The organism is Fibrobacter sp. UBA3629 (assembly GCF_002374005.1).
Classification (GTDB): Bacteria; Fibrobacterota; Fibrobacteria; order Fibrobacterales; family Fibrobacteraceae; genus Fibrobacter.
The window spans coordinates 1,602-17,331 of sequence record NZ_DFLC01000007.1 but is presented as its reverse complement, the minus strand read 5'-3'; the positions used below and the strand labels follow the sequence as shown (position 1 = coordinate 17,331).

The following is a 15,730-nucleotide window of genomic DNA, read 5'->3' as shown; positions in this document are numbered from 1 at the left end:
CGCCCCGGCAAACAGCCACAACAAGGTCGGCGACCATCACCAGAAGCTGCTCAGCAACTTCTTTGCACAGCCCGAAGCCTTGATGAACGGCAAGACCCTCGCCCAGGCCCAGGAAGAACTCCGCAAGGACGGCAAGAGCGAAGAAGAAATCGCATTCCTCGCCCCGCACAAGGTGTTCGAAGGCAACAAGCCGACCAACTCCATCATGATGGACTACGTTTCTCCGGAAACGCTCGGCGCCCTCATCGCCATGTACGAACACAAGATCTTCACGCAAGGCGTTATCTGGAACATCAACAGCTACGACCAGTGGGGTGTTGAACTCGGTAAGCAGCTCGCCAAGAAGATCCTTCCGGAACTTGCCAAGGCCGACGCCGAGCTGAACCACGACAGCTCCACCAACGGGCTCATCAAGTGGTTCAAGAAGCACCAGGCGTAACGCGACGTCATTCAAATTCACAGGCCGTATCCGAAGGATACGGCTTTTTTATTATATATTTGAAAGGGAGTGTATTTGGGAAATCGGAGATTGTATGAAAAAGCTGGTTCCCCTCTGCGTAGCTGCCGCGTTTTCGTTTTCGCAGGCAGTCCTGGATCTGCCCAATGCACAACCGAAGGTCGACGAATCCTACTGGAAAGCCGCACTCGACAGCACCTGGCAGGGCCTAATCCGCCGAAACATCGACCCCTACACCGAAGGCAAGGGCCTCATCCACAGGCCTAAGAGCGAGACCCCGGGTGACGCAGTAAGCGAGGCCGTCGGCTACGGCATGCTGGTCGCCCTATATGCAAACGACCAGGAGCACTTCAACAGCATCTGGGATACCGCCAACGAAAAGATGTGGGGCGGCTGTTATTACAACTGGCAGATGGATCCCAGTGGGAAAATCAGCGGAATGGGTGCCGCGACAGACGCCGAAGAGGACGTGGCCCTCGCCCTCATTTTTGCAGACAAACTTGTATCCGCCGGCAAATGGAAGCCATACACCTCGACCAAGTTCAATTACGGCTACGCCGACCACGCCAAGAAAATCCTTGACTGCATGTGGGACACCAAGCAGGTCACGAGCAGCGGGATCCTAGCCCCAGGCGCAGGATGGGGAGGCGACGCCTTTGTCAATCCGGGCTATTTCTCGCCTGCATGGTATAGGATCTTCGCGAACTTCGACAGCAACGGTGACCGCTGGAACATGGTTGTCGAAAAGACTTACGAAATCCTCGCGAACAGCCCCGGTTACAGCATGGGCATGATTCCCGACTGGATGCAGCCCAATGGCAAGTGGGCCGGGAGCCTCGGCTACAACGCCTACTTCAACAGCCGCGCCTTCTTCAAGGACGCCATCCGCATCCTCTGGCGCGTAGCCATTGATGCCGTATGGTTCGACGAGCCTCGCGCAAAGGCGTTCCTCAAGAATTCCCTCGCTTTCATCAACGACAAGGGAGGCGCCGAAGCGTCCAATTTCTATCAAATTGAGAATCCGGGCGAGCTCTTGCCCGCCGATGATATCTGGACCGACTTCAACGACAGCAAGAACAAGGATACCTGGCGCTACCGCAGGGAACATAGCCACCTGACCGTCGGCATGTGGGCGACGGCTGCCCTTGCCGTCGGCGAATCGAAAGACCGCATCGCATTCAGCGAAGAACTCGGCAAGTTCTATGAAGGTGGAGACTACTTCGGAAACGCCGTCGACCCCACCGGCGGAATCGAGGACACGCTCCATAACGAAATGTATTTCGACCAGTTCCTCGCCTGGTTCGGAGCCTCGATGATGAGCGGGACCTTCATGAACGTGATTGACGCCATCGACAACCCGAAATCGGCGACTCCGGGCGATTCATCTTCCCTGACGCCCCGCAAGTCCGAAAGCATTTTGCCGAAACGCTTTGCATCGAGCAGTCTTGAAGTCAACCGCCTCGGAAACGGAGTCCTTTTCTCGCTCCCCGAAACGGTTTCCTGGCACATTTACGATATGAACGGCCATGAAATGGCTTCGGCCAACGGCAAGGATTTCCTATGGAAAGAGTCCCGCAAGGGAGTCTACATGGTGAAGGCGACAGGAACTGGATTCAACTTCACAAAGAAAGTATACCTACGCTAGATTCCCTATCGCCCGGCATTTGATGCCATAAACTAGTGCAGCCTGTTGCCACGCAGGTCATAGCGTTTGCCGTTTTTCTCGACGACAATCTTGAAATCCTTCACGCGGAGGCGCGGTGTTGCATCGCCCTGCATTGCGGCAGGCACAACCTCGCGAATTGCGGTAGTCGCGCTGGAACTGGCCGGATTCCACGGGTTCCACTGCGACGAGCTGGACTGCAGCGGCTGCCACTGCGAAGAGCTCGAAGCAGGCACCGCGCTAGAAGAACTAGAGCCCTGCGGGGCGGAACTGGACGAAGACTGCGCCGTCGCATTTTTCCTCGCGACTCCTGCAGCGGCAAAGTCGGGAGCGAAGCCCGCGTTTATCGCCTCGAGAGCGCCCGCCAAGTAGGCAAGCGGGGCATTCCAGTTGATGGCGACCTCGTTCGTTGCATAACTGCAGCGCTGGTCGGTATAGGCCGTCGCTGCCTGACCTGTCCTGTAGTCGGCGCACTTCCATTCTGCAGCGGAGCCGACATCCTCGCCACCGGGCTGCGGGCCACCCACGAGCATTCCCGGGATAGGCTCAGTTACGTTATCCGAAGTACTCGGGCGGTGGTGCGGCATCATCGGAGACTTGGTGCCATAACCCGTCACAAAAGACATGTCGAGCGGGTTCTTGCCGAGCAGGTAATCGAGCACCTTGAGCGCTGCGGCATAATACTTCTCGTCGCCGGTGAGGTAGTAGGCATGCAAGAGCCATACGCCCTGATTGGAGGCCACGGCGTTTGAACCCCACACAAAATCGTCCTTCGCCATCACCACGCCAAAACCGGACTTGGTGCGGTTCACGAATCCGTCGGCGGTCGAAAGGATTTTCTGCTTGGCCTCGCCCGCATCACTAAAAACAGACGCGTGAGTCGCCTTGCCGTAGGTGGCAATTCCCTTCATGTCGCCCCAGTAGGAGATATACTCCGTGGTACCCGACTGCTTGTACGACCCGTCGTTTGTCGTAATGGCAAGTTCCGTGCCGGCGAAAAGTTTCTCGTCGCTCGCATTATTGCCTTCGTAGGCACCGGTTGACACATCGGACGGGTTTGCCGTGAAGTGCACGTTCATGTTGTTCGAGCCCCAGGCATAGGCCTTCTTCGCCGCCTCCAGGCACTTGTTTGCGTAGTTCGAATCGAACGGCTTGTACACGCGGGCGGCAACAGCCATCACGCCCGCAAAGTCAAAAGCGGCCTCGGCGCTCTTGCCGATAACGTAAAGCTTCAGGTTGTCCTGCGCGGGCATCACGTCACCCGGGAACCCGAGAGACGTGAGTTTGTGATAGACGCTGCCGTCATTCGCCTGCATGGTAAGCATCCAGTCCAGGTTCCACTTGATTTCGGCAAGCAGGTCCGGAAGGCTGCCCTCCGCAGGGATATTCCACTTGAGGTTCTTGAAGTAATTCGGGAAGTGCTCGTAAAGCGAGAGGAGCGTGTAGGTGGTAATGCCCGAGTTCACGATGTAGCGTCCGTAGTCGCCTGCATCGTACCAGCCCTTGGTAGACTGGATAGAGCCCGAACCGGCGGAGTTATGGAGTTCCACCGTAGAGTTCGTGTGCCCCGCGGCGCGGCTCCACTTGCCCGCATACTGACTCTCAAGAGCCATCGATGCGCGCTGGTAGTAGAACCACTTGGCGGCAGCCTTGAGCACGTCCTCGAACGTGTTATCCTTAACCACCAAATCCTGGCGGAGTACCTGGCCGCCCACCTTGATGGAGTACTTGCCGGCGGTCTTGAGTTCGGAGAAATCCACAAGCTGAACATTCTGCCCGCTCGCATCCCAGTAAGATGCGGCCCCCGGAGTCACGGAAAGGGCCGTCTGGCCGGATGCGTTCACGATTTCGACATTGCCCGAGGCGCCCACCAGCGAGAACTGCTTGGGATCGGAAGGGCGGTAACCCACCTGGTTTATGTAGGCATTGGCAGCAAAGGCCGTCGAAACACCGGCGGCAACGGTCGCGGAAAGCACGACCAGCTTGATTCTATTCGTTTTCAAAACATCCTCTCTTGCGCAAGAAAAGTTGTCATACACCTGAACCCAATATAAGGAAAGGCGGCCCGTATAGGTCCGCCTATTAAAGAATTACAAACCAAACTGTATCAAGTGTTTTATTTTTTCACAAACCGGGACACATCCCGCCTGCCCGCGGCAGTCCTTGTGACCACGTAATAGATACCCGGCCTGAGCGAACTCTTGTCGAGCACGGAAGAACGCGAGACCAGGGTCCCGTCCAAGGCGAAAACATCGTAAGTCACCGGATCCGCGCCAAGCGAACGCAGGAGTGGCAACGCATCCGGAAGAGTATCGTACACGATTCCCGGCGGGACCGTATCTGTCTTTGCCGTATCCTGGGCCGAGGTGTCCGGCGGCGTCACGACAGCCACAGCGGCCTTCGCCTCGCGCGCCTTGTCGAGGAAGGCGACCGCCTTGTCCAAGTTCTCTTTCGCATTCATCTTGTCGCCGCCATGGGAGCCTCCAGACACCTTGATAAATTCCGTTACCACGTTGTGGTTCTTAAGGGAATCGTAGAGTTCCTGGCTCTGCTCTATATTCACGATATTGTCGGACGTTCCGTGGAACATGATTACCGGCGGATCGTCGTCACTCGCGTAGTAGGGTGAACTCGCGACCATCCACTTGTCCTTGTTCCCTTCGCGTTCTACACCGATGAAGGCACCTTCCATGGTTCCGGAGCCACCCATGCTGATGGGGTTCATCGTGTAGATGTCTGTCGGAGGGGACCAGAGCACGGCACCGTCGACGCAGCTGCTGAACGTGGTGTACTCGCCGAGGTCTCCGACCAGATCGACAGTCACCGAACCGGACTTGCCCTCTTTCAAACCGCATGTCGTCGCGGTGAGGCTCGAAAGGTGGCCACCCGAGGAGAACCCGGACACGGCCACAAAATTCGTATCGAACTTGTACTTGGCCGCATTGCCGCGGACAAATCGGACAACGGCCTTGATGTCGTGCAACTGCGCCGGATACTTGGCATCGCTTGCCGAGCGGTGGTTCGGCGTCACTACCGCATACCCCGCCTTGGCATAAGCAGAGCAGATGGTACCCAAGTCCGCAGAGCCCTTGTAGTTGTTCATACTCCAGGCACTTCCGTAGGTGTGGATGACCACCGGATACGGCCCCTCCGTATCCTTGGGAATATAGATGTCCAGCGTATGGTAGGTTTTTCCGTCGCCCACGTAGTTCACATCAGCAGTTTTTTCCGCATTCGCAACGGTAGATCCATTTTGCGGGCCGCCGAAACCGCCCCAGTCACCCCACTGGGCAAATGCAGACACGACCATAAACAGGCCTGTCACCATAACCATTCTTCTCATTTTATGACTCCTACTCACTCCTTTCCTGGAGCTGTGAATAAATTTACCCCCAAAACGCGCGCCATACACAAAAAGGAACAATCTTTTGTTGTATAAAAAAACAACCCTTTTGCCGTTTTCAGGGCAAAAGAGCCATTCAGGATAACACGCTTTTGTAAAATTACTTTATCAGCGAAGCGGTGAGCCTGCGGGCTTCGGCGTCGGCGTCAAGAACTTGGTCGAGCGTCAGGTGGCCGGTCACGTCCGGGGCTTTTTCCATCACCATTTCCACGTATTTCGGGATATCGGTGAACTTGAGGTTCCCCTTGAGGAAGCGGTCGACGAGCACCTCGTTTGCGGCATTCATCATGGAGGGCACGATACCGCCACGGCGGCCCGCCTCAAACGCGAGGGCAAGACAACGGAACTTCTTGAAATCCGGTTCGAAGAACGTGAGCTTTGCAAGTGTCGGCAGGTCGAGGCGCTTGGTTTCGAGACGCAGACGGTCGGGCCACGTGAGCGCCACCTGGATGGGGATGCGCATGTCGGGAGCGCCGAGCTGCGCCATGAGGGAGCCGTCGCGGAACTGCACCAGCGAATGCACCATGGACTGCGGGTGAACCACGACCTTAATTTGTTCGTACGGGATATGGAACAGGAAGTGCGCCTCGAGAACTTCGAGACCCTTGTTCATCATGGAGGCGGAATCGATGGTAATCTTCTTGCCCATGCTCCACACGGGGTGATTGAGCGCGTCGGCAACCGTGATGGTTTCGAACTTCTCGATAGGCCATTCGCGGAAGGGGCCACCCGATGCCGTAATTTCGAGGAACTCCACTTCGCTTTCGCGCTTGCCGCCCTCGAGGCACTGGAAAATAGCGCTGTGTTCGGAATCGATGGGTGTGATAAACGACTTCGGGTTTTCCGCAAGCTTGTCCCAGATGACGGGGCCAGCCATGACCATCGTTTCCTTGTTCGCGAGGGCCACGTGCTTTCCGTGCTCGATGGCGGTAATGGTCGGGAGGCAGCCCACCGCACCCATGAGCGCGTTGATGATGATATCGGCCTTCGGGTCGGCGGCGAGTTCGCACAGGCCATCCATGCCGGCGAGCACCTTCATGCCGAGAATCCCTTCGAGTTCCTTCGCGGCGTTCGGGTCGAACATGCACACGCGTTCCACTTTGTACTTGCGCACGATTTCGGCAACCTTCTGCACGCTACTGTTCGCGGCGACCGCATACAAGTTAAAAATGTCGGAATGTTGCAGGATGACATCGACGCTGGACGTACCGATGGAGCCTGTGGCACCGAGAAGGACGACGTTTTTCATAAAATGCCTCTTTTTCTAATTCCCTTAAATAATAGCAAAAAACGCATCCGCAGTTTTCTTTACAAAAATTTACACCGCTTTTTCCTTTTTAAATCTAGTTTAGAATTGGGTTATGGTTATGGACTCGAAGGAGGTGCGCCATGCGCATGCGCTTTTCGGGTGTTTTAGCGGTGTCGATAATCGCCGCTGGGGTGTTCTGGAGCTGCTCGGAATCTTCCGACGGCATTTCTGTTCCAGAGGGAGAGCTCTCTTCCAATTCATTTACAGGCGATACGGGCAACAGCAATCCGGGAGACAACCAGTCTTCGGGAGGGATGCCCGCAGTTTCTTCGGGAGAACTGCCCGCGACCTCATCGGGCGCGAAGCCGACAAGCGCAGGCTCGGCGCCCAGCTCGAGCACGAACATTGCAGGCTCGAGCGGGAACGTTCCCGGCAGTTCGGGCGGTTTCGGGCCCAAGAGTTCAAGCAGCACCGGCGCGGGTTCTGAATTTACCTACGTTGCACCGGCCACCTTCGCCGACACCGTAAACGGCGCGGTATTCAGCATGGTGTATGTCGCGGGTGGCACGTACACGCGCGGGTGCGACAACTGCGCCGAGCAGGACAAGATTTACGAGACGCCTGCGCACAAAGTAACGGTAGGCGCCTACCATATCGCCACAACCGAGGTCACTATCGGGCAATGGAACGCCGTAATGGGCGGCAAGAAAAACGTCTGGGAATCGGACAAGGCACCCAAAATCGGCGTGAGCTGGTTCGACGCGAACAGTTTTGCCTGCAAGCTCGGGCAACTTTCGGGCCACCAGTACCGCCTGCTGACCGACGCCGAATGGGAATTCGCGGCACGCGGCGGCAAGGACGGCGTCGCAGACAACTTCAAGTTCTCGGGCAGCAACAACGTCGATGACGTGGCATGGTATTCCGAAAACAGCGGCGGCAAGGCGCACGACGTGGCGACCAAGAAGCCGAACAAGCTCGGGCTATACGACATGAGCGGAAACTCGTGGGAATGGGTCTACGACTGGCTCGTGGGCTACACCGCGGGCGACAAGGTGAATCCGGTACAGCTCACAGGAAGCGGGAACAAGACGCGCCGCGGCGGGAGTTACGGCGAACCCGCGGAGTTCGCGCGGGTGAGCCGTCGCGCCATCCGCAGCCGCGATGGCGCCGCCGACATGGGATTCCGTATCGGCATGTCGGCGGAACTCCCGCCAGGCATGGTGAGCCCCTGCGAAGCGGCGAACCCCTCGGCTGCCGCCTGCCAGGGCGACAAGAATCGCGACTGCCGCCTGATTACCGCTGCCGACGAAGCATGGATCAGCGACGACTACACCGTTGTCATCGCCGAAGACGGAAACGCGGCAGTTTCGGGATTCCCAAATGTATCAGGACAGTGGTACACGCTCAACAACCGCAGTTTCAACGTGGTCACACGGAGCGGCACCAAGACATACGCCTACTACATCTTTAGCCAGGACGAAATGACGATGATCAGCGACGACGGCATTCCCTACCGCCTGTATCGCCGCTCCATGAGCGAGGCGAAAAACAAGATCACGCTCACCTCCGTAAGCAACCCGAAAACGCTTGCACAGCTGATTGCCGCAGTGGAACCCGAGCGCCTCGTGAGCGACGAACAGCTCGCCCACCCCGACACGAGCGTGCGCGACCCGCGCATCGCTGCGGCAAGTGGCTATACATGGTTCTTCGACGGCCGCTGCTGCGGGGGCAACCACAAGTACCGTTTCCATCTCGATAAAAATGGCGATGCGGAATTCGTGGTGATGGACTACGACGACACCCACCACGAAAACATCCTCGCGAAGGGTCGCTGGTTCACCGTGGGTAACATCGGGCTGCACATCGTCCTGAACGGCAAGTACTTCAACTACCTCTACACGGCGGGCGAACGCACCATGAGCTACAGCGAATACATGCCGGCAGGGCCCATCTTCTGCCACATCTCGTTCCAAAGCTACGAGCGCGGCGACTTCCGCATCTTCAACAAGACCGTATTTGACGACAAGATCAAGCGCCCGCGCGGCTTCAACGGTGAAAATCCGGTGTACGAGGCGGGCGATTACCAGTGGGGTTCGTGATGCGCGTCTTCACACTCGCCATCTTCACTACAGGCGCGTTCATTGCCTGCACCGATTCGGGCACGTCATCAAAAGATGTAGAACCAACCGAAATTGAATCAAGCGCATCTGACCTTGATATTCCTGACTCCGGAAATCTGTTTGGGGGGTCATCTGCGCAAGATTCACCGGAAGGGTCGTCGGCTGCCATGTCGTCTTCCTCCCTTCCGGCTTCTTCTTCCAGCGCTCACTACACACACGGACATTCGTCATCAGTAGTAGAGCGTATCAAATCTTCCTCCTCCGCAAATTCCGTTCCTGAATCGTCGAGTTCCGCAGGCTCTGCCGGCTCCGTGACCGCAGTAACAGAAATCCCGCTCGACAAGGACGGATTCGCGACGGTTTCCGATGTTTACAGGAGCCTAGCGCCTAGCGAGAAGGCGGTATTCATCATACGCCATTCCGAGCGCGAAGACGCCGTGGCGATAGAGACGGAACTCACCGCAAACGGAGTGAAGATGGCCCAGGACTTAGGAAAAACTCTCAGGAGCGACGAAGAATTCAGTTACATCACCTCGGGATTCGTGCGCACGAACGAGACTGCGAATAACATATCGAAGGGACGCGGCGAAGCGAACCTCCCGAAGCTCATCACGAACTACGACATCACCGGCAACTGGTTCCTGAAGATTTCCGCAGACGAGCTCGCACAATACGCGACAAAGCTCGGCATGCAGGGAAGTTCCGTCGAGCTCATGGCCCACTGGGCATACGGAGAACCCTACCCCGACGCACTCTACGAACTTGCGCCCCGCGCCCAGGAATTCATGGAAAAGGTCATCCTCAAGAACCTGTCCAAGTGGAAGCGCGTGAGCATCATGGTCTCGCACGATATATTCGTGATGCCCCTGGCCGTGTTCGGTTCCGGAGGAAAGGTTGCCCTCAAGTATCACGAGGACTATCACTGGATAAACTACATCGCCGGGCTCGCCGTCATCATCGACGCGCAGAACAACCTGCGGTATGTTCCCGTGAAGGGAGCTGATTCAGGAGTTATCGACTATCTCGCCATCTACATGGCGGAACACGGAATAAAGCGCTAGTTGTCCATGTTCTGGTAGAACAGGCAATCTTCCATAACCTTTTCGAAGAACTCGTCGCGGTTCACGCCCGTATAGGTCGTGTCATCGTCTTCCATGTGATACGCTTTCTTATATGCCTTGTAATCGACCGTCGTCTCGTCAACCCAGGTATATTCGTCGATGTATTCCCAAGTTGAATACTTGTACTTCCAAACATTATCTTCTTTTGCGAAGTTGCAGCCAGCATCCAGTTTGCCGTCATCCTTCTTGCCACCGTTATCGGGATCGGTATTATCGTTACCGCCAGAAGTAGGATTGGTATCGTCGTCACCACAAGCAGCGAGAGTCATAGCAGCGGCGAAAGCAAAAACGAGAAACTTTTTCATTTTTCCTCCTTGACTTTTAGGCAATATTCTTGAAGAAATCCATCAGCAGCACGAGCATCGGGGCCGCGAGGTAGAAGGAATCGCAGCGGTCGAGCACGCCACCGTGCCCCACGAACAGGTTGCCCGAATCCTTGGTGCCGCTCCAACGCTTGAGGGCGCTCATCAGGAGGTCACCCGCCTGGCCCGCGACAGTAATCAGGAGTCCAAGCACGACCGCGAGCGTCCAGTCGAGCCGCACGTTGAAAACCGCAAGGGCGGAACTGCACTTGGCCCAGTAGGCGACCCACGCGATAGTTGCGACAGAACCGGCAATGGAGCCTTCCCAAGTCTTCTTGGGACTGATGTTCGGAGCGAACGGATGGCGTCCGAAGGGTCCCTTGCCCGCAGCAAACTTTCCGAAGAAATACGCGACCGTATCGCACAGCCACACGGAGGTCATCACGAGGATAAACGGATAGCAGTGTTCGAGACCCTGTCCGTTGCCCATCATCTGCACGTTGATACCACCCCAAAGTCCGAGGTAGAGCGGGGCCGCAAGGTGCATCACCATCCAGGGGAACATGTGATCGATTTCGACCTTCGCGTAGGCGATGGCGATATACAGGCCGAACACAAGCATTGCCGTCATCCCGACAACATAAGGCACGGCGGTCAGCCCGAAGAACCCGCCCGAGGCAAGCGCCCAAGCCAGCGTGAGGGCAAAGCTTGCCGCAAACGAGAGGTAGCGCATGTCGGGACCCTTGTACATCTTGGAGACCATGCCCGCCCATTCCCAGGCGCCCACGCCCGCAAGGAAGCACATGAGGCCAATACGGCTGTAGTCGCAGAACCACAGCAACACGAACACTATAGGAATGGCGATAAACGCCGTCAACAAACGCTGAGCCAAGTTACTCATGCAACACCTTCCCAAACCTTCTTTCGCGGGTTTTGAAAAACTCAACGGCCTTCAGGAACTCTTCCTTGGTAAAGTCGGGCCACAGCGTGTCCGTCACGTAGAACTCGCTATAGGCGGCCTGCCAGAGCAGGTAGTTCGAAAGCCTGAACTCGCCACCGGTACGGATAACCAAGTCCGGATCGGGAGCGCCCTTCAAATACAAATTCTTCGCGAACACGTTCTCGTCGATATCCTCGATCTTGAGCGTACCCGCCTGCACCTGCGTGGCGATAGCCTTCGCCGCATCCACGATTTCGAGCCTGCCACCGTACGAGATGGCGAGGTTCAGCTGCATGCCCGTGTTGTTCGCCGTCTTGTCGATGGCGGACTGGAGGCTCGCGCGCGGCTTTTCGGGCAGGCGTTCCATGTTCCCGATAACCTTGAGCTTCACGTTCTTCTCCATGAGGTCGGGGATTTCCTTCACCACCATCTCGATGAGGAGGTTCATCAGGTAATCCACTTCCTTGCTGGGCCTGCCCCAGTTTTCGGAACTGAACACGTAGAGGGTCATGTGCTCGAGGCCCAGATTCACGCCAACTTCCACCGCGTCGATGGTCGCCTGCGTGCCCTTGCGGTGCCCGAGAAAACGCTCTAGCCCGCGGCTACGGGCCCAACGCCCGTTACCGTCCATAATGATGGCAACATGTCTAAGCTGGTTCGCCACGGTCGCCCCGGACTACACCTTGAGGAGGTCCGCTTCCTTCTCGGCAAGGATAGCGTCAATCTTTGCGATATACTTGTCGGTCGCCTTCTGGATTTCGTCCTGCTGCTTCTTGACTTCGTCTTCGGGCAGGTCCTTGTTCTTCTTGATGGCGTCGTTCGCATCGCGGCGGATGTTACGGATAGCCACACGGCCTTCTTCGGCATGCTTGCGGGCCACCTTCGCGAGTTCCTGGCGACGTTCGGTCGTGAGTATGGGAAGCGACACGCGGATGCAGTTGCCGTCCTTCATCGGGGTCACGCCGATATTTGCCGCAAGAATCGCCTTGTCGATGGTGTCGACGAGCTGCTTTTCCCACGGGGTCACGAGCAGCATACGCGGTTCGGGCACAGAAATCTTCGCCACCTGGGAAATCGGCGTCGGGGTGCCGTAGTAGTCGATACGTACGTCGTTGAGGATAGCGGGGCTAGCCTGGCCAGCGCGGATCTTGGAGAATTCACGTTCGGTGGCCTCGATGGCCTTGTCCATTTTTTCGGTATAGTCTGCCATAGTTCGTTCCTAGTCACTAGTCATTAGTCACTAGTTAGTTAAGAGTTGATGGTTTGTTTCCGTAGTTAAATATAAGTAAAAATCCCTAGCAGTGGACCAGCGTACCGAGGTCGCCTTCGATGGCCGCGCGGGTCAAATTGCCCTTTTCCATCTTGAACACGAAGATGGGCATGTTGTTTTCCATGCAGAGGGCGACGGCGGCGGTATCCATGACCTTGAGGCCGCGGGAAATGACTTCCTTGTAGCTGATATCGTCGAAGCGGGTGGCTGTCGGATCCTTGACCGGGTCCGCGGTGTAGATGCCGTCGACCTTGGTGGCCTTCATAATCACATCACATTCGCTTTCGATGGCGCGGAGAGCAGCGCAGCTGTCGGTGGTGAAGAACGGGTTACCCGTACCGGCGGAGAAAATCACGACGGAGCCTGCGGAGAGGAGCTTTAAAGCCTTGCGGCGGTCGAAGAATTCGCAGACCGGTTCCATGCGGATGGCGGACATCACTACGGAGTCGATTCCTTGCTTGTCGAGGGCGTCCTGCATGGCGAGGCCGTTCATCACGGTGCCGAGCATGCCCATGGCATCACCCTGGGCGCGGTTCATGCCGCCTGCAGAAGCGGAAATGCCACGGACGAGATTGCCGCCGCCAATCACGAGCGCGACCTGCACGCCCTGCTTGACGATGGAGGCAATTTCGGACGCCATGTCGGAGAGAATCTGGTTATCGATACCGTGGCCCTTTTCGCCTGCGAGGGCTTCGCCACTGAGCTTGAGAAGAATGCGTTTGAATTTCATATCCGAAAATGTAATAAATTGCGGGGAGGAAAAACAAGCAACAAATTATTACACGTCTTTAACACGGATTCTTTGCTACAGGCAACCGCTTCGTCCCAAAAAAGAATATATTAACATCGGGTGTATGATTCTCGCAGAGGGATGTTTATGAAAAACAGGATTCCGTTTTTTAGTCTTATCGCATTGATGCTGCCCGCGATGGCGTTCGCCGACATCGTGTACCAGGGGAAGCGCGTCCAGGAATGGCCCGCCGAGGCTATGCCCACATTCAACAACCGCACCCTCACGAAAACGACCGCGGTCACGACCAAGAGCCACTATGCCGCCCCCAAGGGCAAAATCTACAGCCTTACCCTGCTCGTCGATTTTTCGGACAAGCCCGCCCCCGTTACGGTGAGCGAAGTCGAGGAATGGCTCAACAAGGAAGGCTTCAATAGGGACGGTTGCAACGGTTCCGTGCGCGACTACTATCTAGACGTTTCCAACGGGCAGCTGGACCTCACGAACGAAGTCTACGGTTGGTACCGCGCAAAGCACCCTAAATCATGGTACGAAGGTTTGCAGGGATACTCGGGTTCCGATTCGCTGATGAAAGAAGTTTTCGCGTATTTCGATTCACAAGTCGATTTTTCACGCTACGACAACGACAAGGACGGCACCACCGAAGCCATTAACATCGTGTATGCAGGCCCCGGACAGACATGGGGTCAGGGGCTCTGGCCGCATTCCGGATGGTCCAACGAAAAGCGCGATGGAGTCCGGCTCACGCACCACCAGATGACGGACATGCCGGGCAAGTTTTCGATATACGTCTTTGTGCATGAATCGGGGCACATGATCTTCGGTTGGCCGGACCTCTACTGGTACGGCGACTACTGCACCATGGGCAACCGCGCGAACGACCTGAACCCGGTGGCGATAAACGACTTCTACCGTGCGGACCAGGGCTGGATTCCGTTCGTGGACATCACCAGCGAAGATGTAGACAACATAACAAGCCTTGAAGTTACGAAACCGGGTGAATTCTGCTACCGCTACAAGAACCCCGCAAGGCCAAACCAGGAAGGCCTCGTCTGGTCTTACGTACAAAATAAAGGCCGTAACAAAGTCCTAGCAGGTAGCGGCCTCCTGATGCAACATTACGACTTTTCGATTGAAGGAAATTCCTCCGCAGACAAACTCGGACTCCGAATCGTGCACGCCAGCGCGGCAGGCAAAACGAGCGATGCCGTAACTGACCAGTGGCCAAGCCCGGGCAGCACCGCCAACACGTTCTTCAAGAGCGGGACCTACGCGGAATTTTCAGATGACGCCTACCCCGCTATCCGCTGGTACAACGGTTCCAAGACGGGATTGAAAATCACCGACATCGGGACCCCCGGAGAGACGCTCACGTTCTGCATCGGCGAGAACTGTTCCGAGCCATCGTCCAGTTCGTCGGAACCCGCATCCAGCAGTTCTGTCGAAATCACGGTCCAGAAAATCGCGCTCAAAACGACACTCCCGATAAGCGACAACTATGCGCCCGTAACGCTCGACCTGAACGGCAACGAAGTCGCAAGCATTTTCGGCATCAAGCGGACCGAAATTGAAGACAAAGTAGAATTCTACGGAGTGGAACCCGACGGGAGCCTCAACAGCAACACTACCGGCGAAGGCACCGGACACTGGTTCGACAATAGCGGAAAAATCGTTGCCTGGGACCCGAACGGCACCAGCATCGTGTTCTCCAACGTGGACCTTACGACCATGACCACGAAAATCGGCCACATGCCGAACAAGGTCAAGGGCGGGGACACATTCACCGTGCGTCAAGCGCTCGTTTACGGGAGCAAGCAGGTCACCTTCGAAATCAAGGTGACAATCGAAGGCGGCACCACCATCATCCGCAATATCGAGAAGGCTCGTTACGGCAAGCCCGGGAACAGGATATTCAACGTGCTCGGTCAGCCCGTAGGGGCGCGCAACGCCAACGGATCCCTCCCCGACCTGCCCAAGGGCGTTTACGTGGAAGTGAAATAAGCAGTATAATATACTTTGAAATCACGTTAAGCCCGATTGAATCTCAAATCGGGCTTTTTTCGCATTTAAGCCAAAGTATTTTATTACAAAAAAACGTCAATTTTCTTATGCGGAGATGACGTGGGAAAGACCTCTACTGGAGGTCGGGGCGGAGCACCCGATAATTTCTATCTTGTACACAGCAAAACATAAAACGTAAATTCAACACTATAAGGATATAATGAGTCTTAAAATCGTTGTGCTTGCTAAGCAAGTACCTGATACACGAAACGTGGGCCCCGATGCCATGACGGAGCAGGGAACCATCAATCGTGCCGCATTGCCCGCGGTCTTCAACCCCGAAGACCTGAACGCCCTGGAGCAAGCCCTTCGTTTGAAGGACCAGTTCCCGGGTTCCACCATCTCTGTGCTGACGATGGGTCTCCCGAAGTCTGCCGAAGTCGTCCGCGAAGC

General features: G+C 56.2%; 12 protein-coding genes and 2 pseudogenes. 6 read left to right on the top strand and 8 right to left on the bottom strand.

Translation table 11 applies throughout. From position 1 onward, the window contains the following. Both pgi and B2310_RS02195 read left to right on the top strand, forming a co-directional pair. Positions 1 to 439, top strand: a pseudogene (pgi, locus tag B2310_RS02200) (glucose-6-phosphate isomerase); the annotation flags it as partial. 94 nt (positions 440 to 533) lie between these two features. Then, positions 534 to 2,102: a glycosyl hydrolase family 8 gene (locus B2310_RS02195; protein ID WP_290728370.1), complete on the top strand. Its 1,569-nt coding sequence runs from the start codon at positions 534 to 536 to the stop codon at positions 2,100 to 2,102. Positions 2,103 to 2,134: 32 nt separating this feature from the next. Here B2310_RS02195 and B2310_RS02190 read toward each other — a convergent pair whose 3' ends face one another. The 3 genes from B2310_RS02190 to dxr all read right to left on the bottom strand — a co-directional run bounded on the left by B2310_RS02190 (position 2,135) and on the right by dxr (position 6,772). Beyond that, positions 2,135 to 4,123: a glycoside hydrolase family 9 protein gene (locus tag B2310_RS02190; RefSeq protein WP_290728368.1), complete on the bottom strand. Its 1,989-nt coding sequence runs from the start codon at positions 4,121 to 4,123 to the stop codon at positions 2,135 to 2,137. Positions 4,124 to 4,236: 113 nt separating this feature from the next. After that, a complete protein-coding gene (locus B2310_RS02185; RefSeq protein WP_290728367.1) occupies positions 4,237 to 5,463 on the bottom strand; it encodes an alpha/beta hydrolase in 1,227 nt (408 codons plus the stop codon). 160 nt (positions 5,464 to 5,623) lie between these two features. Next, positions 5,624 to 6,772, bottom strand: coding sequence for a 1-deoxy-D-xylulose-5-phosphate reductoisomerase (dxr, locus tag B2310_RS02180; RefSeq protein ID WP_290728365.1), 1,149 nt, complete (start codon positions 6,770 to 6,772; stop codon positions 5,624 to 5,626). Between the two features lie 140 nt (positions 6,773 to 6,912). Between dxr and B2310_RS02175 the strand changes: the two genes are divergently transcribed. Together B2310_RS02175 and B2310_RS02170 are read left to right on the top strand one after the other, a co-directional pair. Next, positions 6,913 to 8,871 (top strand): formylglycine-generating enzyme family protein, encoded by a 1,959-nt coding sequence (locus tag B2310_RS02175; RefSeq protein ID WP_290728363.1) that lies wholly within the window; start codon positions 6,913 to 6,915, stop codon positions 8,869 to 8,871. Then, a complete protein-coding gene (locus tag B2310_RS02170) occupies positions 8,871 to 9,953 on the top strand; it encodes a histidine phosphatase family protein (RefSeq protein WP_290728361.1) in 1,083 nt (360 codons plus the stop codon). Before B2310_RS02175 ends, B2310_RS02170 begins: the two co-directional genes overlap by 1 nt. Here B2310_RS02170 and B2310_RS02165 read toward each other — a convergent pair. The 5 genes from B2310_RS02165 to pyrH form a co-directional block, all read right to left on the bottom strand. Next, on the bottom strand, positions 9,950 to 10,318 hold the full coding sequence (locus B2310_RS02165; RefSeq protein WP_173366811.1) for a hypothetical protein: 369 nt from the start codon (positions 10,316 to 10,318) through the stop codon (positions 9,950 to 9,952). The two genes, B2310_RS02170 and B2310_RS02165, sit on opposite strands and share 4 nt — an antisense overlap. A 16-nt stretch (positions 10,319 to 10,334) precedes the next feature. Next, positions 10,335 to 11,216 (bottom strand): phosphatidate cytidylyltransferase, encoded by an 882-nt coding sequence (locus B2310_RS02160; protein ID WP_290725786.1) that lies wholly within the window; start codon positions 11,214 to 11,216, stop codon positions 10,335 to 10,337. Further along, positions 11,209 to 11,919: an isoprenyl transferase gene (locus B2310_RS02155; protein ID WP_290725784.1), complete on the bottom strand. Its 711-nt coding sequence runs from the start codon at positions 11,917 to 11,919 to the stop codon at positions 11,209 to 11,211. Before B2310_RS02155 ends, B2310_RS02160 begins: the two co-directional genes overlap by 8 nt. A 12-nt stretch (positions 11,920 to 11,931) precedes the next feature. Beyond that, positions 11,932 to 12,465 (bottom strand): ribosome recycling factor, encoded by a 534-nt coding sequence (gene frr / locus B2310_RS02150; protein ID WP_290725782.1) that lies wholly within the window; start codon positions 12,463 to 12,465, stop codon positions 11,932 to 11,934. A gap of 85 nt (positions 12,466 to 12,550) precedes the next feature. After that, a complete protein-coding gene (pyrH, locus tag B2310_RS02145) occupies positions 12,551 to 13,255 on the bottom strand; it encodes a UMP kinase (RefSeq protein WP_072827780.1) in 705 nt (234 codons plus the stop codon). 147 nt (positions 13,256 to 13,402) lie between these two features. Between pyrH and B2310_RS02140 the strand changes: the two genes are divergently transcribed. Together B2310_RS02140 and B2310_RS02135 are read left to right on the top strand one after the other, a co-directional pair. Beyond that, a complete protein-coding gene (locus tag B2310_RS02140; RefSeq protein ID WP_290728359.1) occupies positions 13,403 to 15,277 on the top strand; it encodes a M6 family metalloprotease domain-containing protein in 1,875 nt (624 codons plus the stop codon). 220 nt (positions 15,278 to 15,497) lie between these two features. Next, positions 15,498 to 15,730 (top strand): annotated as a pseudogene (locus B2310_RS02135) (electron transfer flavoprotein beta subunit/FixA family protein); the annotation flags it as partial.